13 protein-coding genes are annotated in these 20899 nt (G+C 47.5%); 5 read left to right on the plus strand and 8 right to left on the minus strand.

Annotated features, from left to right (window positions below):
* Positions 1 to 244: 244 nt before the first annotated feature.
* Positions 245 to 766 (plus strand): GNAT family N-acetyltransferase, encoded by a 522-nt coding sequence (locus FBF61_RS31250; protein WP_205748341.1) that lies wholly within the window; start codon positions 245 to 247, stop codon positions 764 to 766.
* Between the two features lie 3 nt (positions 767 to 769).
* Here the strand turns inward: FBF61_RS31250 and FBF61_RS31255 are convergent, their stop codons facing one another.
* The 8 genes from FBF61_RS31255 to FBF61_RS31290 form a co-directional block, all read right to left on the minus strand.
* Positions 770 to 2548, minus strand: coding sequence for a purple acid phosphatase family protein (locus FBF61_RS31255; protein ID WP_138484924.1), 1779 nt, complete (start codon positions 2546 to 2548; stop codon positions 770 to 772).
* Between the two features lie 18 nt (positions 2549 to 2566).
* Entirely contained in the window at positions 2567 to 3925 is a 1359-nt protein-coding gene (locus tag FBF61_RS31260) for a PhoPQ-activated pathogenicity-related family protein (protein ID WP_138484925.1), read from the minus strand.
* 29 nt (positions 3926 to 3954) lie between these two features.
* On the minus strand, positions 3955 to 5232 hold the full coding sequence (locus FBF61_RS31265; protein WP_138484926.1) for a hypothetical protein: 1278 nt from the start codon (positions 5230 to 5232) through the stop codon (positions 3955 to 3957).
* A gap of 103 nt (positions 5233 to 5335) precedes the next feature.
* A complete protein-coding gene (locus FBF61_RS31270) occupies positions 5336 to 6979 on the minus strand; it encodes a SusD/RagB family nutrient-binding outer membrane lipoprotein (protein ID WP_138484927.1) in 1644 nt (547 codons plus the stop codon).
* A 36-nt stretch (positions 6980 to 7015) separates the two neighbouring features.
* On the minus strand, positions 7016 to 10423 hold the full coding sequence (locus FBF61_RS31275) for a SusC/RagA family TonB-linked outer membrane protein (protein ID WP_138484928.1): 3408 nt from the start codon (positions 10421 to 10423) through the stop codon (positions 7016 to 7018).
* Between the two features lie 304 nt (positions 10424 to 10727).
* Positions 10728 to 12446 carry a SusD/RagB family nutrient-binding outer membrane lipoprotein gene (locus FBF61_RS31280; RefSeq protein ID WP_138484929.1) on the minus strand — a complete coding sequence of 573 codons (1719 nt, stop codon included), beginning with the start codon at positions 12444 to 12446 and terminating at the stop codon, positions 10728 to 10730.
* A 48-nt stretch (positions 12447 to 12494) separates the two neighbouring features.
* Complete coding sequence (locus FBF61_RS31285) at positions 12495 to 15845, minus strand: SusC/RagA family TonB-linked outer membrane protein (RefSeq protein WP_138484930.1); 3351 nt, start codon at positions 15843 to 15845, stop codon at positions 12495 to 12497.
* 60 nt (positions 15846 to 15905) lie between these two features.
* Positions 15906 to 16085, minus strand: coding sequence for a hypothetical protein (locus FBF61_RS31290; protein ID WP_138484931.1), 180 nt, complete (start codon positions 16083 to 16085; stop codon positions 15906 to 15908).
* A 230-nt stretch (positions 16086 to 16315) separates the two neighbouring features.
* Here FBF61_RS31290 and FBF61_RS31295 point away from each other — a divergent pair, with 230 nt between their 5' ends.
* From FBF61_RS31295 to FBF61_RS31310, 4 genes are all read left to right on the plus strand, one after another.
* Positions 16316 to 19525 (plus strand): DUF6443 domain-containing protein, encoded by a 3210-nt coding sequence (locus FBF61_RS31295; RefSeq protein WP_138484932.1) that lies wholly within the window; start codon positions 16316 to 16318, stop codon positions 19523 to 19525.
* Positions 19526 to 19527: 2 nt separating this feature from the next.
* Complete coding sequence (locus tag FBF61_RS31300) at positions 19528 to 19875, plus strand: hypothetical protein (protein ID WP_138484933.1); 348 nt, start codon at positions 19528 to 19530, stop codon at positions 19873 to 19875.
* A gap of 118 nt (positions 19876 to 19993) precedes the next feature.
* Positions 19994 to 20293, plus strand: a complete 300-nt coding sequence (locus tag FBF61_RS31305; protein ID WP_138484934.1) for a hypothetical protein — start codon at positions 19994 to 19996, stop codon at positions 20291 to 20293.
* A gap of 43 nt (positions 20294 to 20336) precedes the next feature.
* Entirely contained in the window at positions 20337 to 20702 is a 366-nt protein-coding gene (locus FBF61_RS31310; protein ID WP_138484935.1) for an RHS repeat-associated core domain-containing protein, read from the plus strand.
* The last annotated feature ends 197 nt before the right edge of the window (positions 20703 to 20899 follow it).

Below are 20899 nucleotides of genomic sequence, written 5' to 3' on the forward strand. Positions count from 1 at the left end.
AAACTTTCCAACAAACGATTGTTACTAAGATTCTTATTTTCAATAATTTAACACACTTTCGCTATGGCACGCCCGATAAAAGAAACACCGGTTTTAAAAGGTGCAGACGCAATTAGATTCCGGAAGAATATGGAATTTAACAAAAAGGTGTCTGCTGAAGAGCTTGATAGAATGAAGAAAAACTTCAAGTTGTTTCAATCGAAGATTACGTTCTGATGGCATTAGATGATTCAGAATCGTCAGATTGTCGGTTGATTCTGTTATAAAACCATTTGATTGCGGTGATAACGAACTTAATGAATTCCTTTTACAGGACGCAATTGACTACCAAAAAGCACATCTGGCTGTAACATATATTCTCGAGAACAAGGATGACACAATTGCTTACTTCTCGGTCCAGAATGACAAAATAGCTTTGGAGGATTTTCCAAGCAGAAGTCAGTATAACAAAGCTCGCTCCAAAATCGCCCATAAAAAATCTCATAAAAGCTATCCCGCTGTAAAAATCGGGAGATTAGGTGTAGGTGAGAAGTTCACAGGTAAGGGTTACGGAAGAGGTATTCTTGACTTTGTTAAAATTATGTTTTTAACAAATAACAGAACCGGCTGCCGATTTATGCTAGTAGATGCATATAACAACAAAATAGATTTTTACAAAAACAACGGCTTCAAGTTGCTCCGGCCATTTGAAGACAAGGGCCGGACGCAATTGATGTTTTGTGATCTGCTGGATTACAAAGATCCTATCCAAACCCCGGAACAATAACTCCTACTTTCTGATCACCAGTTCATCCCTCACCTTCCCCTCCGGATCGTAACATTTGTATGTAAGCGTATTATCTTTCATTGTAATGTGCTGGTATAAAGGACCGTCGGGATAGCGAACCACGGCATAATCTTCTTCCGGCCATTGTTCCTGCTTGCCGGGAATGCTGATGGACATGGTATAGATCGTTCCCTCTGCCGGCGTTTTCATAGCTTTTCCGTTTAGCATCGGCTTTGTACGGAGGTAATAATGCATGTGCCCGCTCATGACCATATCCACATGGTATTTGTCAAAAAGCGTACACCAATCTTTTCTGATGTCGTCGTAAGGCTCTTCGAGGTTATATGGAGGAAAATGGAACATCGCAAATTTCCATTTCGCGTCAGAATTTTTAAGCTGTTTTTCAATCCATCCCTTCTGAGCCGGCACCGAAAGCGTCGCATCGATCATCACAAAAAGTGCATCCTGGTATTTGAAAGAATAGGTCATTTCCTTTGGCTGATTTCCGGGACCGTTTTCAGGCAGGCTGAACATCTCCTGGTACATCCAGGCCCCTAGCCCATCCTGGCTGTCATGATTCCCCGGCACTGGCATCAAAGGTTTGCCATGAAATACCGGACTCGAATAATTCCACAATCCGTCCCATTCATCGCGGTGGAGGCCGGTGGTCACCAGATCGCCCGCAATGGAGAAGAATGCAGTTTCCGGGTGTCTTTTTAATGATTTTTTTGCCATATCACCCCATATTTCCGAGTAATGCGTATCCCCAAACCAGATAAACGAAAATCCTTTGTTCACGTCCGGTTGCGTTTGAAAAGCAACCGGCGCCAGCCATTTTTCATTTTCAGTTGCCAGCGCGTAGGAATATGTGGTCCCCGGCGAAAGATTTTTCAGCTTCGCGGTAAACCGGTTCACATACCGGTCATTTTGCAGAAGGCGATCCTCCATTTTAAATTTTGAAGCATCAGCAAAAAGCGTATCCTTAGTCCCGGGCTTCCAGTATTTGACTCGCCCTCTTTCAACTGAAACATTCGTGCGCCACTGAATGTCCACAGAAGTTTTCGGATCATCGCTCCACGTGAGCATGATCTGGTCGGGGACGGAGGAAGAAGGCGTTTTGGTATTCCTGAATGCGTTTACCAGATGCGCTTCCCGCGCACGGCCCCGAACCGTAGTAAACAATACCTGGCCTTTTAACTCGTCCGGAACCTCGGTCAGCACCAGGCCATCCCAGTCGTGATAGGTAAAGGCACCTGTATCGATCGTGTCCAACGGATATTGGGAAGGTGTAACCCGGGTAATCTGAAGTTTATCCTGTTTCTTTTGCGGTGCGACACTAATAAAATACACCGGGCGGTGCTTGTCAAAACCATTGATACCTAAACCAATACTCCCTTTATCAAAGTTCTTCTGCCAGACTTCATAAGTATATTCCTCATTTTTTACGGTTAGACCCGTCTTTTTGAAGCCACTCTCTTTTATCCAGAAAGGCATTGATTTCTGCCCCTGATCGCGCATCAGGGAGACAGTGACAGGCACATTCGCGTCAAAAGTCCAGAACTTCGTGGCAAGGATCTCCTTTTCTTCATCTGTAAAAAAACCGAGCAGGTAATTTTCAGAAACTGTGTCGAGCTGAGCCGGAGTCAATGTTTTGTAAAGCCTTGTAACGGCATCGTCCACAACATTTTTAACGTTCCCGGATGTCAGCTCACTTTTCTTTTCACAAGAACTAAAACCAATCGATAAGAGTAAAATAAATGACAGCAGCTTACCAGTATTCATACAGAAAAATAATGTTGTTTAAAGTAATACTTTGTTACTGGTCAAAAAGACCCTCGTACTTTCTGTATAAGTATCGCCTGCAGGCGTTTTGTATTTCAAGTCCACATAAAAAGCCCGGAATCCACTGGCCGGAAAATTCTCCGTTACCTTCACGACCGATTTTTTGCTGATGCCAAGACTTTTACCCGTCCAGGTATCATTCCGCAAATCCTGGTCCGCGGAATGAGCCGACCACAGGATCACATCTACCAAAGCATCTGAGGTAGCCTTTATTTCAAGACTGACACTCTGTTTGGTGGAAGATTGTGTCCACTGACAGGTAGCGTAGGGCGTTTTCGTGATTGTCGCTCCAAAAAACGCGCTCAGCGCCTCCATAGCCTGTTTACCTCCTCCAAGATCATGGCCGGCATTCGGAACATAATGCAGCATGTTGTTGCCGGGGATTTTATCCAGGTAGTTTTTGATATTGTCCACCACCCAATACTCATCATTGGTACCCATAAAAATCATTTTGGGCATCGTCAGTTTTGCGCGGTAAGAATAAGGATCGATCATGGTAGTGATCGCCTGACCATCAGGAGAACCTGTCGATTGCGGGATTCCCAGCTTCACATAATCTTCAATCTGCACACTGTAATCCCCCCAGGATTTGATCTGGTAATCAAGACTTACCGGCATGTTGAGAATATCAATTACCATCGGCGCTATGGCCTGTACCCTTTTGTCACTGGCACCTGTAAGCCAGGTAGTCCATCCGCGCTTGGAAGCGCCGGTTACCACAAAGCTATTTACGGTATGGTTCAGCTTTTGTTTGGAAAATTCCTGGACCGCGTCCATTGCCCTCACCGCACTCTTAACCATCGGAAAAAGCAAAGGCCAGCTGTAATCCTTATCCTTTTTGAAATTGTGCAGCGTATATGAAATCAGTGCGTCTTCGGTCAGATCGTCGAAAAAAGGCTGGTTGGGCGTCTGCTTCAACAATGCTACAATGGCGCGATTTGTGGTGGCGATGCCGCCCAGCGACGCATACATTTTGTCATCCTGCTTGCTGTTCCAGTTGGGCAGCTCATTTTTATTCGACCCGCCGGTAATGAAAAGCAGCGCGTCATCGTGTTTATTTTCTTTCGGTACAATCACTGTGAGCTGGTGTGTCCAGGTGAACTCCCGCCACTTTTGCGAGGTGAGCAGCAGATTGTAAAACGTCAGACCGTCTTTGGCAAAAGTCTCTTTTACCTCCCATTTAAAAGTTTTGTCGCCATTTTCAAGATAACTGTGAAGTGCCGTTTCGGGTGTGATCTTCTGAGCGTTAACTGCCAATATGCCAATGCATTGAATAAAAATTACTGTGATCGAGCGTCTGATTGCATTCCGGTACATATTCCTAAGGTTTGTTTGTGTTGATCATATTACTTGTACCCCTCAGCCCCGGGGTTTTCACTGATTAATTTAAGTGCTTCCTCCATGTAAATCTCACCGGTCATTTCGCCCAGGCTTGTGCGGCTGACGTAGTCATATCTTTTGAAACTCTGAAAATCCACTTTGGTAAGCATATACCCGAAAGCATCATTGGTCAGCCCAAAAAGAAAGGGCTGACTGGTTTTCATGTGCCGCTTTACATAGTAACCGATATTGGGCAGAGCCTCACCTGGAACTGTGAGTATTTGTGCAGTTCCGATGTTCAGCAGGTTAAGTTGCGTAGCCACCCGGTTGTCGCCTGCCATCTCATTTTTGATCGGGGATTTTTTTAAAATATACCGCATAATCTCCGAATCGACCGGGAAATGTATTTTTTTCGATGTGCAAAATAAAGCCGGATTTTCCTGTATGCCGGCATTTGCGACAATACGCAGCGCTTCATCCGCCAGGAGCTCACCGATCCTTTTGCATTCATTCCAGTCATTGGCTTCCTTGCCGTTTTCGACGCGGTTATCTGCCGTGACCATACCACCCTGCGCGCCGTTCATGAAAATGGCGGTGCCACCACCTTTTGCTTCGATCCGGTCGTAAAGCGGGCCGCAAAGATCGGGGCTTAAAATACCCCGCCCAGACCCGATTACTTCCGGGTGTATCGCATAGTTAACCAGTGTGGCAATAGCTTTGCCCTGGTGTGCCTTGTTTTTCGCAAGCACTTGAATGACTCCGCAGCGCGGGTCGTACAACTGATCGGCGTAGTAGTTATATGCGATTTTACCCTTTGCTTCCCCTACTGCGGTTCTTAGGGAGGCATCTTCCAGGTCTTGAACCGCTTCGTTTACAGCCTCTGCAATCAATTTCACACAATGGTCCAGATACTTCAGATCGGCAAAAGATTCGCCCTTTTCGTTGGGAAAACCATAAGCATCGGGACCGCTATGGGTATGGGTAGCACCGATGAGAATGTTCTCCGGGGGTATGCCTTTGATCAAAGCCCTCGATCTATTGCCCAGAGCCGCAGGCCAGCCTAGGTTATCAACATTCACAATAGCCACCCTGGTATTGCCTTTTTCCAAAACCAGCGCTCTCACATATAGTTCGCCATTTTTGGATGTAGCTTTTTTGGGAGTTCCTATTCCGCCGGACACAGGCAACAAGGGATCCGGAGTAATAACCCGCACAGCCGCGCCTGCCTTGAAATCCTGGCTATGTACGGGAAGAATGAAAATGCAAAACAAGCAGGTTAACAGTATGGCTTTCGTATTTTTCATTTGACATGCGTTAAAAATATTACGGCAGCTTTTCAAAAACAAAACGGGGCTGTCGGACATTTCAGACAGTCCCGTTTTCGATGTTTTATATTACAAAACCAACTCACCAAGGTTTTTTCGTACCCTGTACCACCCACGGCTTCGACCAGGCGCTGTTTCCCTTGTCCGCCTGAGAATAGACCGTGATTTCCAGCTTGCTGACCGCACTTTCGGCATTGGCTTTATTGATCTGCAGCTCATCCTGCATGTAATAAAAGCGAACAGGCAACACGTCTCTTTTCGCTGCCGGCCCTGCGTGCAGCTCCGGTATGCCCGTTCTTCTGTAATCGAACCAGGCTTCGGTGGCCGCTGTCCAGCCTGCGATCCATTTCTGCTCGATCACCTGCTTGATGGTTTGGTTGAAAGCGACTGCGGGCTGCGCAATATAGGCGCTGTAAGTACTCCCCACCGTCCATGTATTGAGTGAGGCTTTAATGCCCGCTTCATAATGATCTTTGGCTACGCCTGCCGCCCAGCCTTTCAGTCCGGCCTCTGCGAGAATAAAATGCACCTCAGCCGCTGATATCAGCCGTGCTTTCAACAATGGCCCTTTGGCTGCTTTATATATATCATTCAAAAATGAAACATGCGGATTGTATGAAGTCTGTCCGGGAGTCGGGTTGAGATTATAGGCCGACGGCAGGGCCGAAAAGCTCGGCGGCAATCCTACATATTCTGGATCGGTATCAATTTGTTCCGTACCTACCTTATCCGGTGAAAGATAGCGTTTGCCATCTACAATTTTGTCCGTTTTAGGAGGCAGCGTCGCATCCACTACCAGCGGTACCTCGACCTTATTGGCCCATATTCCCAGGCGGGGGTCTTTCAGAGCCTGTAGCTTTTCTACAAAGGTTGCGCACATCTTTATTCTCCGGTAATTGCTTCCGCTCGCATCATACACGGCATTGGCAGGCCAGGAGTCGCCGTCACTATTTCCGGGAAATGACATGGCGGCATCGTCGCTTTCGGAGGTAATGATCGGGTACTGGACAGCGTTGGCAACGATTTTCTCTATTCCCGCTTTCGCAATGTCCGGCTGTTTTTCTGAAAGCCGCATATAGTAGCGCAGGAGAAGTGAATTGGCCATTTTTCTCCATTTTTCAGGATTCCCCCCATAATATACATCTACATTATCCACAATTCCAGGGTAATCTGCTTTGGACTTGGAAAGAAGTGTATTCGCTTTTTCAAGATCGGCAATGATACCTGCGTAAATCTTATCCTGCCCATCAAAAGCGGGTAAAATATTCTCTGTTCCTCCAACTTCGCCTTTCAGCGCATCGGTATATGGGGCATCTCCCCACAAATCGGTGATCAGGCCGAAAACAAAGGATTTCATGACCAGCGAAACGCCCTGCTGGAATTCCAGATTCAGCTCTACCGATCTTTTATACAGCAGGTCGTTATTTCTCAGGATATCATAATAAGGATTCCAGTTCTGATTCCCGCCCCAGTCGTAATCATTATGCCCGCTCGCCCAGGCATCTTTTTGCGTATGCTGAACCACCCCGGCAATATCCTGATACCCCAGGTTTACATAGGCTCTGGCAGCTTCGGTTAAGATAGTAGGCAGGATCAGATTGGGATTGACTGTCTCCGGCGCAACTCCGTTCGGGTTTTCGTTCAGTTCGCTGAGATCCTTACAGGAAAAGATCAGGCACGCGAGCAACAGCGGGAATAGGATGGATTTTTTGCTGAATGTTTTCATGAGTGTATTAATATTAAATATACTATCTGATTGAAATTAGAAAGTAAGACCCAGTTTGAAGCCAATCGGCATTACCCAAGGTGTTACGTTGTACCGCTCGATACCCTGCTTGAACTGCGTACCCGCCTGCGCATTGGATTCCTGCTGAAATGCCTGCTCAGGATCGATACCTATTTTGGCTTTGGTCCATAACATAATGTTACGGCTGTAAACTGCGACATTCACATTTTGCAGACCCAGTTTTTGTACCAGACCGGCCGGCAGGTCATACCCCAGCGCAACTTCGCGCAGCTTGATAAAAGAAGCGTCAAACGTAGCCGCTCGCGTAAAATCCCAGGGATAATTGTCGCCGTAAGGAAGATATTTAGTTCCCGCCCCTCCGAGGTTTTCAGTATAGCCCGTGATCTCTCCTTCCGAATTGTATTCAGCAATTACACCCGGATTAAATACAGCATAGTCGTAAGTATTGCCACCATACGGGAATGGGAACCCGCCATACTCCTTGGTAGGGCCGCCAACAATATTGAATTTGTTCCCGCGAACGACCACTTTGTCATTTTCCACCAGATAATTACGCAGCTGATCGCCGGTCATCCCGTTCGGATTAATCAGGTTATCCAGAAAACGCTGCGATTTAAGATCCGATTCTCCGTAGCGGTAGGTCTGGGACACAAATTCACCCCCGTTTCTCCAATCGAAGGTCATGTTCAGGCTGAAACCTTTGTAGGACAGTGAAGTTTGCATGCCCAGGATAAAATCAGGGTTGAAATTACCGATCTTGTTGCGGGTATTGGAGGCTGCTATACTCTGCCATGAACCGTTTTCATCCAGTATCGGATAGTTGTAATAAGGAGAATTTTTATCTTTAACCGTCACGAGTTCAGAATCATAAAGATCCCCGATCTGCTCTCCGACGTAAGTCCAGGCACCGCCTTTGGCATCTGTCCACAAAGTATAAAAAGTTAATCCATCAGAAAGTGACTTGATAGTAGTCCGGTTGCGCGACCAGTTAGCATTGATATCCCATCTCCACCCATTTTTATCAATTGGTGTTCCCCCCAGCGATAACTCGAGTCCCTTGCTTACCAGCAATCCCGCATTGATATTTTTAGATGTGAATCCGCTAGATCCCGGCAGCTTGGTCGGGATGATCTGGTTCCGGTTTTCTACCTGATAGTAGGTAGCCGCAAACCGCAGTTTGTTCCGGAACATGTTCAGATCGATTCCGTATTCATAAGAAGTGGCAATTTCCGGTTTCAGGTCAGGCAGCAAAATTCTTCCCGATTTCGATAACCGCGTGATACCGTCCCACGCCCCGGAATTATCTAGTGTAGCCAGCAAACTGTACGGATCGGTGTCATTACCGACCTGCGCCACGCCTCCCCTTACCTTCAGCAAACTGATCTGCTCGGAAACCGGAAGCAATTCGCTGACAATCAGGCTTAAAGAAGCAGAAGGATAAAAATAGGAACGGTTCTCTTTCGGCAACGTGCTCGACCAGTCGTTACGTGCTGTCAGATCCAGATAAACGATGTCTTTAAATCCTAAATTAGCCAAACCGTACACGCTGAACACCGCTCGCTCAGCCAGCCTGTTCTCGTATTTGAGGTTGGCAGGCGCGATATTGGAAATCGTATACAAACCCGGAATAATCAGTCCGGTCCCGTTTTTGGTAGCCGAGGTTATATCGGAGTTTTTCTGGTAACGCGTATTTCCACCTCCCGACACCGATACACTAAAATCACCCACATTCTTTTTATATGTCAAAAGAAAATCGGCATTCCGTTCAAATCTTTTCAGGTTGGTTACTCCATATCCCCCCCGGCTGTCATTGGTATAACTGTTTCCAATTCTCGTTTGCCGCTCCTCATTATACGTATCAAGTGCATATCTTCCCATCAGGCTCAGTTCAGAAGTTATCTGCCAGTCTGCCTTGACATTCCCAAAAACCCGGTCACGGACAAAAGCATTGTTCACCTCATAAGCCAGAAAATATGGGTTATTGAAAGCACCCGGCCCCTGGCTCAGCTGCTGCAAACCTTCCTGCCCTGATACCCAGTAATTTCTGAGGTCACGGATATCAATATGCGGGGAAACTGCATAGGCCCATTGCAGCGGGTTGGCGCCACGGTTGGTAGCAGGCCGGTTGTTGGAATTATTACGGCTGAAATCAATATTCGTGCTCACCCTCACTTTTTTGCTAAGCTTAACCGACGAATTGAGATTCAACGAATTCCGGAACAAATCAGAATTCGGTATGATACCTCTGTTGGTCATATTCGAATACGACAGCCGGTAAGTGATCAAGTCTGTATTGTTAGCAATCGACACGCCGTTGGTAGTCGTAATTCCTGTCCTGACGAAATTTTTGACATTATCGGGGTGAGAGACCAGCTCCGTAGGGACCAGATTCCCATTTTCATCCCTGGGACTGTTCCATTGAATAGCTTTGTATCCTTTGTCCAGTTCCGGCCCGACACCTCCGGCCGATTTCTCTTCGATCACCAATATACCGCCGGGATAGGGATTGTTGTCCGGCGTAAATGGCAAAACGCCCGTAGCAAATTTTGAATGCATGTTGAGGTACCGGTAAGGCCTGTCGAAAACAGTGTTCGAATTCACCGAAACGGTCATTTTCTTGGCTTTGCTTCCGCTTTTTGTAGTGATCAAGACTACACCGTGACCGGCCCTTGACCCGTATAATGCAGCTGCGTTCGGTCCTTTCAGGATTGACACACTCTCCACATCATCCGGGTTGAGACTGGAAATGGCATTACCATAATCGACGCGGTTATCATTGCCAACCTGCCCCACGTTGTTCAAAGTATTCGCGATAGGTACCCCGTCCACCACAAAAAGAGGCTGGTTATCATTACTGAGTGATGTGGCTCCCCTGATTATCATGCTGACAGAAGAGCCTGTGCTACCTGTAGAGCTGATCGTCACACCCGGAACTTTACCCGAGAGTGAGTTCAAAACATTTTCTTGTGCTACACGGCTGATCTCCTTCCCATCCAGCTCGCCCACCGAATAACCCAGCGACCGCGCTTCCCGTTTAATACCCAGGGCGGCGGTAACGACATACTCATCCAACGTCTCCGCGCTTTCAAGCAAAACCACATTGATCACAGACTGATTGCCCACCGCGATTTCCTGTGTTTCGTGCCCGATGTAAGAAAATACAAGTATGGGGTTGTTTTGTACTTTGACATTAATTGAAAAATCGCCCGAAGCATCAGAGGTCGTTCCTGTCTGCGTGCCTTTCACGATGATATTCACACCAGGCATTACCGAGCCGTCGGTTTTGGCTGTAATTTTTCCTCTGATCGTTCTATCTGTGTTTTGCGCGGATGAAGGCTGAAAAAAAACAGCCTCCAACAGGAGTACGACCACAAGCAAATACCTGAGTATCCGCCTTAATCCAGAAGTAGAATTTTGATTCATAACATACTACAGTTTAGATGGTTTTATTTAGATCGAGATATAGAAAGGAAATGTGGGTTGAGCCGGACCGACATCAGGACAATGCCGCTGAGTAATTCAATTGGAAATACTATGAGATCGAATTTTTGGGCTACTGTAAAATCCTGGTTTATAAGTTTTAATGATAATTTAATACTTAGCGGTACAGACTGTTAAATGAAAAAGACGCAAAGGAATAAATCTGATGGTTTATTCACTTTGCGTCTTCATCTTGAATCCCCGTTTTTAGCTCAAACGAGGGCATTCTTTGCAGTCCGTCCTGCTATTACCAGGGCTTTCCGGTTCCTTGTACCAGCCATGGTTTAGACCATTGGCTGTTCTTTTTGCGCGGACCGGAGAAATTGGTTTCTTCCAGTTTTTCGATGGCGCTTCTCACACTTGCACCGTTGTTGTTCAATTCACTGTTGCTGTAAATGAAGCGCAAAGGCAAAGCGCGGGAAACAGGCGCCAAACCAGGTGTCAGTACAGGGAGGCCTGTACGTCTGAAATCGAACCACGCTTCGGTTGAGGCAGTCCAGCTCGCAACCCACTTCTGCTGAAGTATCTGCGCCTGGGTTCCGTTGTAGGCAACACCGGCACCTTTGATAAACGTATCATACTGTGCTTCCACACCCCAGGTTTCCAGGGACTGTTTGATCGCGTTGTTATAATGCGTCTCAGCAGCACCGGCAGCCCAGCCTTTCTGTGCGGCTTCCGCCAGAATGAATGAGGTTTCGGAAGCAGAAGCAAGCCTTGCCTTCAGAATACCACCTTTTACACCTTGATAAGTATAGCTCAGCTGCGAAGCATGCTGATTTTGCACCTGCTGACCCGTGGTAGGGTTTTCATTAAAGTAAGTCGGGTCCAACATACTCGGCGGAACACCTACATATTCATCTGTATTAAGCGGCCCGTTGAATTGTTCCGGACGGCTGGGCTTATAAAGTGTAGGGTTAAAATGACGTGTAAACTTGTGTCCGGCTGCAATTCTGGTTCTCAGCTCCTGCTCGGTAAGCGACTTCACACCCGTAAGGATCACGCCATCTTCGCGGATGAACTCGTCCATACCCGTAGCAAGCGTCGGGTCAGATACCCAGCGAACGTGGACTGGTAAAAACCATACTTTCAAACGCGGATCACTGTTTGCGAGCAAATTTTTCATCAGCGTCGCTGCAGGCCTTCTTCTTCTCCAGTTCGACTGGCTTACATCGTAAGCGACCGCGTTGGGCCATGAGTTATCAGAGGCAGTTCCGATGTATTCCATCACAGCATCCTCTGAAGAGCTTTTCAAATAAATCCCGGAAGCATATACAGACTCGATACCTGCTTTGGCTATGTCCGGCAATTTGCTGGAAATACGCATGTAATAACGCAGCAGCAAAGTATTGGCAAATTTCTGCCATTTTTGCGGGTCGCCATTGTAATACACATCATATCCCGGCGCGTAGCTTTCAGCTCCCCCAGCCGCAAATAGTGCCGATGCGGCCTTCAGGTCTTCGATGATACCCTTATAAATTACCTCCTGGCTGTCAAATTCGGGCAGCATCTCGCCTTCGTCACCTTTCAGCGCATTGGTATAAGGTACGTCGCCCCACAGGTCGGTTATTGTTCCGAAAATAAAAGACTTCATAGTCAGCGCGACGCCCTCATGGAACTTGGAGCCCGTCTCAATTGCTCTTTTATGGAGCAGGTTGTTATTTCTCAGGTAACCGTACCATGCACTCCATTCACTGTCTTCCTCACTCCAGTTATAGTCGTTGAAACCATCTTTCCATGCATCCTCCTGGGTATGCTGGATCACGCCGGCTATCCGGCCGTATCCAAGTCCCACATACTGCTTCGCTACCCCGGACATCACGGTCGGCATGAGCAGGTTCGGGTTAGCGTTGCCCGGGTTCACGCCATTGGGGTTTTCATTGATCTCTGTCAGGTTTTCCTTGCAGGAAGTAACCGCCAGCAGCGCAATCATGAAAACAAGTTTGGGTATAAATTTTAAAATCTTCATTGCCTTTTTATTAAATATGATGAGCAAAAGAATGTCAGTTTTGAATGATCAAAAATCGAAATTCAGTTTAAATCCGAAAGGAATAGTCCATGGCATCACGTTTTGTCTTTCAATACCCTGACGGAACCCTCCTTTGCTAGGGTCAGCCCAGAATGCACGCTCAGGATCGATACCAATTTGTGCAGCTGTCCATAACATGATGTTCCTTGTGTAAAGTGAGAGATTCGCATTACGTACCACACCGAACAGGTTAGGGATTTTGTATGACAAAGTTACCTCACGCAGTTTGATAAAGGAAGCATCAAAGGTCACCTGCTGGTTGAAACCCCATGGATACATGCCGGTGATAGGCAGGTATCTGGTACCGGCACCACCCAACCACTCATGGTAGTTTCCTGCATCATCTTTATACACACCCGGAATAAATGCTCCGTCCCCGTCGGGCCCGAAACCACCTGTCGCGGCGGTATGTCCGCCTACCCTTGGGAAGTTACCGTTCTGAGGGATAATGTATTTTTCAGGATCCGACTTCAGCAATGCAACCAGGGCATCCGGTGTGTAAAGACTACCTGGTATCAGGTTATCGAGCTGGCGTTGAGATTTCCAGTCAGACTCTCCGTAGCGGTATGTGAATGACATGAATTCACCACCCTGTCTCCAGTCGAAACTCAAACCAAGGGAGAATCTCTTGTAGCTCAGCGTAGTCTGCATACCTACAAGGAAGTCTGGGTTGTAGTTACCAACTTTAACATTGTTTTCCCGGCCACCCAGTTGTTGCCAGTCCATATCTCCGTTTTCTCCGTTATATGCAATAATAGGCCAGCGATAGTACGGTGAACTTTTATCCTGAACCGTTTCAAATCCGCGGCTGTAAATATTACCGATCTGCTCGCCTACAAAAGTGTAAGCTCCTGCGCCGTTTTCCGACCATTGCTCAAAGTAAGGGAAGTTGGGGGCCAGTTCTTTTACTGTAACCCGGTTGCGGCTGAAATTGGCATTCACATCAAGGCTCCATCCGTTTCTGTTACTGATCGGAGTGCCGCCCAGGCCAATTTCCCAGCCTCTGCTCACCAGTTTCCCCGCATTGATGTTCTTGCTGGCCCATCCTGTCGACGGTGCCATCGGAACGCTGAAGATCTGGTTCGTATTCGCCCTGTCGTAATAGGTGATATCGAATCTAAAACGGTTGTTGAACAAATTCAGATCGATACCGCCCTCAGTAGAAGTCGCAATTTCCGGCAGCAATGTTGGGTTAAGCAGGTTGTCACCAAGATTTGCAGTAACCAGGTCACCCCAGTTTCCTGTGTTAAGGTTGTTATACAGCTGGTATGGATCCGTGTCATTACCAACCTGAGCCCAGCCTCCTCTTACTTTCAGCAACGAAACCGCAGCAGGCAAATTAAATGTAGTGCTTGCCAGCCAGCTCAGAGAAGCCGAAGGATAGAAGTATGAACGATTGTCCGCAGGCAATGTACTCGACCAGTCATTACGGGCGGTAAGGTCCAGATACAGCTGGTTTTTGAAACCGATAGAGCTTAACGCATACAAGCTGTAAATCGCTTTCTTGTAGCTGCCGTTACGTACAATCCTGTTTCCGACAGGGATGTTTGATATATTGTACAAGCCGGGTAACGTAAGGTCACGCCCGCCAAGATCAGAGCTTGCGCCACGCTGCCTCATGATGTTACCTCCGCCCGAAATGCTGATATCAAAATCGCCCGCTTTGATAGTCTTCGTAACAAGGAAATCTGCATTGCTTTCATTCCGTCCAATATTTTCCAGATAATAACCACCCTTTGCCATGCTTTTGTAGCTCCATGGAATTTTGGTTTCACGGTCTTCGTCATACATGTCGTGAGAATAACGGACAAAGGCAGTCAGGCCTGGAACAATGGTCCAGTCCAGTTTCAGGTTTCCATACAAACGATCGCGGGTATACGCGTTGGTAAGATACTTTGCGAGGAAGTAAGGGTTGTCTGTTTCACCTTTTGCAACAGTGAGCTGCTCGATCTGTTCCAGACCCGGCTTCCAAACTCCTTTCAGATCATCGATATTGTAGCTTGGCGAATAATAAACTGCCTGCAACGGGTTACCATCTCTTTCCGACGTCTGGGGACGGCTGTTTGAGCTGGACCGGACAAAATTCATGTTTGTACTCAGTTTCAGGTTTTTAGCCATATCATAAGTTCCCGCTATTGAGAAAGAATTACGGTACAGATCTGAATTCGGGATCAAACCCTTGTTGATCATGTTATTGTAGGAAACCCGGTAGGTAGACTTTTCAGTAGAACCGGAAACAGTCAGGTTATTGGTAGATGTAATACCGGTCTGAAGAAAGTTCTTCATGTTATCCTTATAGGATCTCAGTTCCGTAGCGACCGGGTTGCCGTTTGCGTCCAATGGTGCATTCCATTGTACTTCTTTATTACCCACATCCAGGGGTAAACCACCCCAGTAAGCTGATGAATTATCCAGCTGGAAAGGCCTTTCGCCATTGGCATATTTGTAATGCAGGTCCAGGTACCGGTAAGGTTTTTCAAATACGTTGGATGTAGAGAACGAAACACCCAGCCCTTTTCCTTTTTTACCCGATTTGGTGGTGATCAGGATAACCCCGTTACCAGCCCTTGATCCGTAAAGTGCAGCCGCACTAGGTCCTTTCAAAACAGACATGCTTTCGATATCGTCCGGATTGATGTCCGAAATAGCATTACCGTAATCCACTTTGTTACCACTTCCTTTTTGATCACTAACGTTCGCAAGGCTGTTGGCAATAGGGACACCATCCACTACAAAAAGCGGCTGGTTGTTTTTTAGCGACGCAGCTCCCCGGATTACGATACTGATGGAAGAACCGATACCGCTGGTCTGGTTAATAGACACCCCGGAAACCCTTCCTGACAATGAAGTAAGCACATTTTCATTGGCTACATTGGCAACGTCCTTGCCTTCTACTTTTCCCACATTGTAACCAAGAGAACGTGTTTCTCTTTTGATACCAAGTGCCGTTACCACAGCTTCCTGCAAAGTCGCTACGTTTTCCTCAAGAACAACGTCGATGACACTTTTCCCGGTAACCGCTACCTCGGTCGTATTGAAACCGATGTAGGAGAAAACAAGTACTGCATTATTAACGTCCGTATCAATTGTGTAAGCACCGGAAGCGTCGGTAGTAGTACCCAGCGAAGTACCTTTAACCAGTACGTTGACACCCGGTATGACAGCACCGTCCACTGCCGAGGTTACAGTACCCCTGATCCTGGCTACGGCCACATTATTTTTTGCTCTAGAATCGGGTCCCTTCCCTTCCACGGCGAACGCAGAAATATCCGGCCCGGTAAAAAACAGCAGGGCAAGCAAACATCGTGCTGCCGTTTTGAGAGTTGCTTTTGGTTTCATTGTATTAAGCGAGTAGTTGTTAAAAATATAGTTGTAAGAAATTAGTGGTGAACTGATCGTTTATTTTTCTTGCTTTTCTTCCTCTTTGAGCAGCTTGTTAAAATAGGTTTCCAGTATGTCAGAGTATTTTTGCTGATCCCCTTCACTGGTAATTCCTTCCAGCAGTTCGGACAGTTCTTCAGCTGAAAGTTCATTGCTGATCAGTTTATTAATCAATTTTTCAGCCCGGGAAAGTGCCATGATATTAGCTGGTTTAGTCTTTTTATGATACTCGGTGCCTTCTTGAAAAGACTATTATTGCAGCTCTATTTTTTTAAAAGTTAACATAGCGATCATACTAGAGCGGGTAATTTCTGGCTATGCGAAAATATTTTGTGTGCACCCGTTACTTTTTTTGAATGGCCACGTCTGAATGAAAAGCCCACCCGACCGACCTGGGAGGGCCCCTTTTTCATTTACAAGTAACACACATGCATTTTCTTCTAAAATCCCTGCTGTTCCTGGCAGCATTGCAGACCGCCTTCGCCCAGAGCGGCGACCGGAACTATATCCTCTCTCGCACCTACAAAGAAACCGGGGCTGATGCCAAGGATGTGGGCAAAGTTCAGGTACAGGTCCAGTACTTCGATGGGCTCGGAAGGCCCGAACAGACCATCCAGGTAGGCCAAAGCCCTTCGGGTGCGGATATGGTCGCCCCCGCCGAATATGATGATCACGGCCGCCAGCCCCGGCAGTATCTGCCGTATCCCGTCACTGGCGCAGGCGGGAATTTCCAGGTTGGGGCGGCCGCTTCCCAGGCATTTTTCTACACCGCCAACACTGCCGGCCTGAAAGCCGACAACCTCTCCAGGGCCTACCAGGAAACCTTCTTTGAAGCATCCCCCCTGGGCAGGTCCACCGGCCGCCAGGCGCCTGGCGGCAAAAGTGCTGCCGCCTCCGTGGTACTGGGCTCCAATGTGGCCGGTGAAGTCAAACGCTACGACTATGTCCCCAATGCCGACATCCTGCTGACAATTTCCCAGCAAGGCAGCTATGGTGCAGGCACGCTCTTCCGCAAACAAACCACCGACGAGCAGGGCAATGTTACCCGCGAGTATACCGACCGGCAGGGCCAGATGGTCTGCCGCCTCATTGCCGGGGCCGTGACACTGGCCACCTACTATGTATACGATGACCTGGGACAGCTCCGGGCCGTATTGCAGCCCCAGTACCAGGACGATGCCAATGCGGCCCATTTTGCCTTTCTCTACGGTTATGACGACAGGGGGCGGGCAGTTGTCAAAAAGCTGCCCGGTGCGGGACTTTTGGAGACGGTATTCGACCAGTACGACCGGCCTGTTTTGTCCCGGGATGCCAACCAGCTGGCCCGGGGCGTGTGGGCATTTACCAAATATGACGCGCTCAACCGCCCGGCCGTTACCGGCGAGGTAGTTTCTGCGGCTACCCGCCAAAGCTGGGCGGGCACTGTCGATGCCGGCACCCAGCACCACGAAGACCGCGCAAACGGGACCCTGGCAGGCTATACCCTCAACAAAACAGCACCCCTGAATGCCACCGAGGCCAACCTGCTGACCATTGTTTTTTATGACGACTATGCTTTTTCAAAAGCGGCGGGTTTGTCCTATTCGCCGGTGTATTACCCTGCTTTCAATAATTTGGTCAAAGGGCATGTTACCGGCGGCAGGGCGAGGGTACTGCCGGGCAACGGCGGGGCGGGCGGCTGGCTGACGAATGTGACCTATTATGACAAAGAGTACAGGCAGGTCCAGGCCGTCAGGCAGCTGCACGAGCTGGGGCCTACGGCCATGGAACGGGCCTCCATGCTTTATAAATATGACCTGGCACCCGTAGTGGCAGAGCAGAAAACCGAGCAGGTTCTAGCCAGTGGCACCCAGGTGCATTGGCAGACTTTTACCTACGACCATGCCGACAGGCTGCTGGAAGTAAAAGAGAAGGTTTCTGCCGGTGGGGAGGAGAAAGTGGCCGTGACCCAGGCCCGCCGTTACAATGCTTTGGGACAGCTCTCGCAAAAATGGCAGCATTCCGGCGATGGCGTCAAGTTCCGCAGGCGCACCAACTATACCCACAACATCCGGGGCTGGCTGACCGATGCCAAAACGGCTTACAAGATCAAGGAAAACGGGGCGGATTCTTCTTTTTACAACATCGGCCTGGATTATGCCAACGGCAACAGCTACACCAACGGAAATATCTCCCAGATGCAATGGTCGGGCAAGGCAGAGGACACCTTTACCCAAGGGCTGGTATTTGCTTACGACAATGCGGGCAGGTTAACAGGCAGCACGGGGCTTTTTAATTATAAGGAAACCGAAAGCGGCATCACCTACGACAAAAACGGCAACATCAAAACGCTGGTCAGGAATGGGACGGCGGGGACCATCGACAACCTGGCCTATTCCTACACAGGCAACCGGCTTTCGGCCCTCACCGACGGATCCGGCAGCGGACTGGGCGTGAAGGCGGGCGTGAGCGGCTATGGTTACGACGGCAACGGCAACATGCTCACCGACGGCAACCGGGGAGCTGCCATCACCTACAACTACCTGGACCTGCCCAAAACCATCACCATCGGCGCCAAGACCTTCAGCTACGACTACGACGCCACCGGCACCAAACACCAATACATTGCCGATACATTGACGGTCAAATATGCCGGTGGCTTCGAGTACAACGGGGCCAATGCTTTCAAAAGGCTTGCCCTCTCCGACGCCCAGGCCGTTTTTCGCAAAGATTCCCTGTGTTTTGACTACTACCTCAAAGACCATCTGGGCAACGTCCGGGTCGTCTTCGATGAGAAGGGGAAGATCTTGCAGAAGACGGATTATTATCACTTCGGCCTGCCCATCAACCGCGACGGTGCCCCGCCACAGGTCCAGAACTGGGTGAACAGGTATTTGTACAATGGGAAGGAGCTGCAGGTTGGGAGCGGGTATCTGGATTATGGGGCGAGGATGTATATGCCGGAAGTTGGGAGATGGGGCGTGGTGGATGCGATGGCGGAGAAAAACAACGATATGTCCGGCTACTCCTACGCTGTCAATAACCCCATGCTTTTTACAGACCCATTCGGCTTGGACACATCCAGTGCCAATGCTAATGTCCCTGTCCACCAAGGCGATGTAATCCTGTTTGGCAAAGGTGTAACCGCTACGCAAAGTGTAGACGAAGCCACGGTGGTTGGAAAAAGAACCGATAATTCCGCGGGCTTGACGCTGATATTTCCCGGATCGTTTTCACCTATTTTACGGCCCGGGCCTACGCCCATCACCTTGCCAAGAATGCTGCCCCTTGCAATACCAATTGCTTATAATACATTAGATACCTATTTGAAAGGGCCGTCGGTAATTGAGGATATTGCTCAGCTTTTGGAAAAAATTGGGGTACCAAGTGAGGTTTTACGAGGCCCAAGGCGATTAAATGCAAAACCAACTCCAGATAATGATGTTGATGAATTTATTAGATTACGTGGAAATCAAGGATGGGTACATAAAAAGACTGGTGAAATATACAAAGAGAGTCACACGAGTCATGGAAATCCTGGTAATGTTGGTCAACAATGGAAAGTATGGCCAAAAGGGACAACTGATTTTGGGCCTAATTCTAAAAAATCGGGAAAAAGGACAACACTTGATGAAGACGGAAACATCATAGGAAACTAAATATGAAATTCAACGACTTATTTCAGAAAACAATTAAATACTTTCCTTCTGAAATTGATATATCAGAAGGAAAAATCATTGAAGAAACGGGAGGGTTTCGTTCTGAAAGCCTTTTCAAGGCGCGAAAGTTGGCTGAATCTAGTTCTGAAAACGAATGGGAGGATCTCCTCATTTGGAACATCTATCAAATGCTTCATAGAAAAGCAAGATCTCTTTTTAACAGCAAAAAATCGAACATAATGATTGTAAATAACTCAATTGATAAAAGTAATTTAAAAAAAATGTATTTAGCCGCTCTGAATGTCGAGGGTTATGAAGATATGCTAAAAGAATACATTAAAAATAACTAAGTGCAGTAAAAACAAAATTACACGCTGTATGTCAACGAATCGACGCTAAATATTTATTCACAAATTTTAGTGTCGATTTTGTATTGCTTGCCAATCACCCTGCCAAAAAATAATCTCAATGGAATACATTCAAAAATTAAGGGCTCTGATGGCCAATTTAGAAAGAAGTTCTATTCTAAATAAATTATCAACAAAAGAAGATAATCAGATTGATACGTTAGCGAATGCACTTATTGATATTGAAGAATCCTTAAAAAAAGTCATAAACGAGCATATACCACATTTTTATCAAAATGAATTATCCGAAGAAGAGGTTGAAGACATAATCTTTGACATCGGTGAAGAATTAAGACATCTGTTGTACCATATTAACGATACAAAAGTATACAATTATCTCAAACCGAATTCCTCCGATTAATCAATTGTGGAGGTTGGAGTGGATGCCAAGTTTACTGGCCATAATGTATTTGCCGGAGGTGGGGAGATGGGGAGTGGTGGATGCGTTGGCGGAGAAAAACAGCAATATGTCGGGCTATGTATATGCTGTTAATAATCCCATACTTTTTACTGACCCATTCGGCCTGGACACATCCAGTGCCAATGCTAATGTACCTGTCCATCAGGGCGATGTCATTCTATTTGGCAAAGGGGTAACTGCCACGCAAAGCGTTGACGAAGCCAAGGTGGTTGGAAAAAGAACCGATAATTCCGCGGGCATGACGCTGATCTTTCCCGGCTCATTTTCGCCAACTTTACGGCCCGGGCCTACGCCCATCACATTGCCAAGAATACTGCCCCTTGCAATACCAATTGCTTATAATACTTAGATACCTATTTGAAAGGGCCGAGTGTGGTTGAGGATATTGCTCAGCTTTTGGAGAGGTTTGGGGTGGATAGTGAGGTGGCTCCCGAAAGCGGCACACATTTTTGCACAACATGATGCAAAATGGGAGTTCAGAAAGAGAGCAAAACCCGAAAGAGTTATGATGCTGAGTTTAAGCAGGAAGTAACGAGAATGTTGGCT

This window comes from Dyadobacter bucti, assembly GCF_005869225.1.
GTDB classification, from domain to species: domain Bacteria; phylum Bacteroidota; class Bacteroidia; order Cytophagales; family Spirosomataceae; genus Dyadobacter; species Dyadobacter bucti.

Bases quoted from the DNA above. Each gene is read 5' to 3' on its own strand.
- FBF61_RS31275 (WP_138484928.1), bottom strand. From the start codon at position 10,423: ATGAATCAAAATTCTACTTCTGGATTAAGGCGGATACTCAGGTATTTG.
- FBF61_RS31265 (WP_138484926.1), bottom strand. From the start codon at position 5,232: ATGAAAAATACGAAAGCCATACTGTTAACCTGCTTGTTTTGCATTTTC.
- FBF61_RS31310 (WP_138484935.1), top strand. From the start codon at position 20,337: ATGTATTTGCCGGAGGTGGGGAGATGGGGAGTGGTGGATGCGTTGGCG.
- FBF61_RS31255 (WP_138484924.1), bottom strand. From the start codon at position 2,548: ATGAATACTGGTAAGCTGCTGTCATTTATTTTACTCTTATCGATTGGT.
- FBF61_RS31290 (WP_138484931.1), bottom strand. From the start codon at position 16,085: ATGGCACTTTCCCGGGCTGAAAAATTGATTAATAAACTGATCAGCAAT.
- FBF61_RS31285 (WP_138484930.1), bottom strand. From the start codon at position 15,845: ATGAAACCAAAAGCAACTCTCAAAACGGCAGCACGATGTTTGCTTGCC.
- FBF61_RS31305 (WP_138484934.1), top strand. From the start codon at position 19,994: ATGGAATACATTCAAAAATTAAGGGCTCTGATGGCCAATTTAGAAAGA.
- FBF61_RS31270 (WP_138484927.1), bottom strand. From the start codon at position 6,979: ATGAAAACATTCAGCAAAAAATCCATCCTATTCCCGCTGTTGCTCGCG.
- FBF61_RS31280 (WP_138484929.1), bottom strand. From the start codon at position 12,446: ATGAAGATTTTAAAATTTATACCCAAACTTGTTTTCATGATTGCGCTG.
- FBF61_RS31260 (WP_138484925.1), bottom strand. From the start codon at position 3,925: ATGTACCGGAATGCAATCAGACGCTCGATCACAGTAATTTTTATTCAA.
- FBF61_RS31295 (WP_138484932.1), top strand. From the start codon at position 16,316: ATGCATTTTCTTCTAAAATCCCTGCTGTTCCTGGCAGCATTGCAGACC.
- FBF61_RS31300 (WP_138484933.1), top strand. From the start codon at position 19,528: ATGAAATTCAACGACTTATTTCAGAAAACAATTAAATACTTTCCTTCT.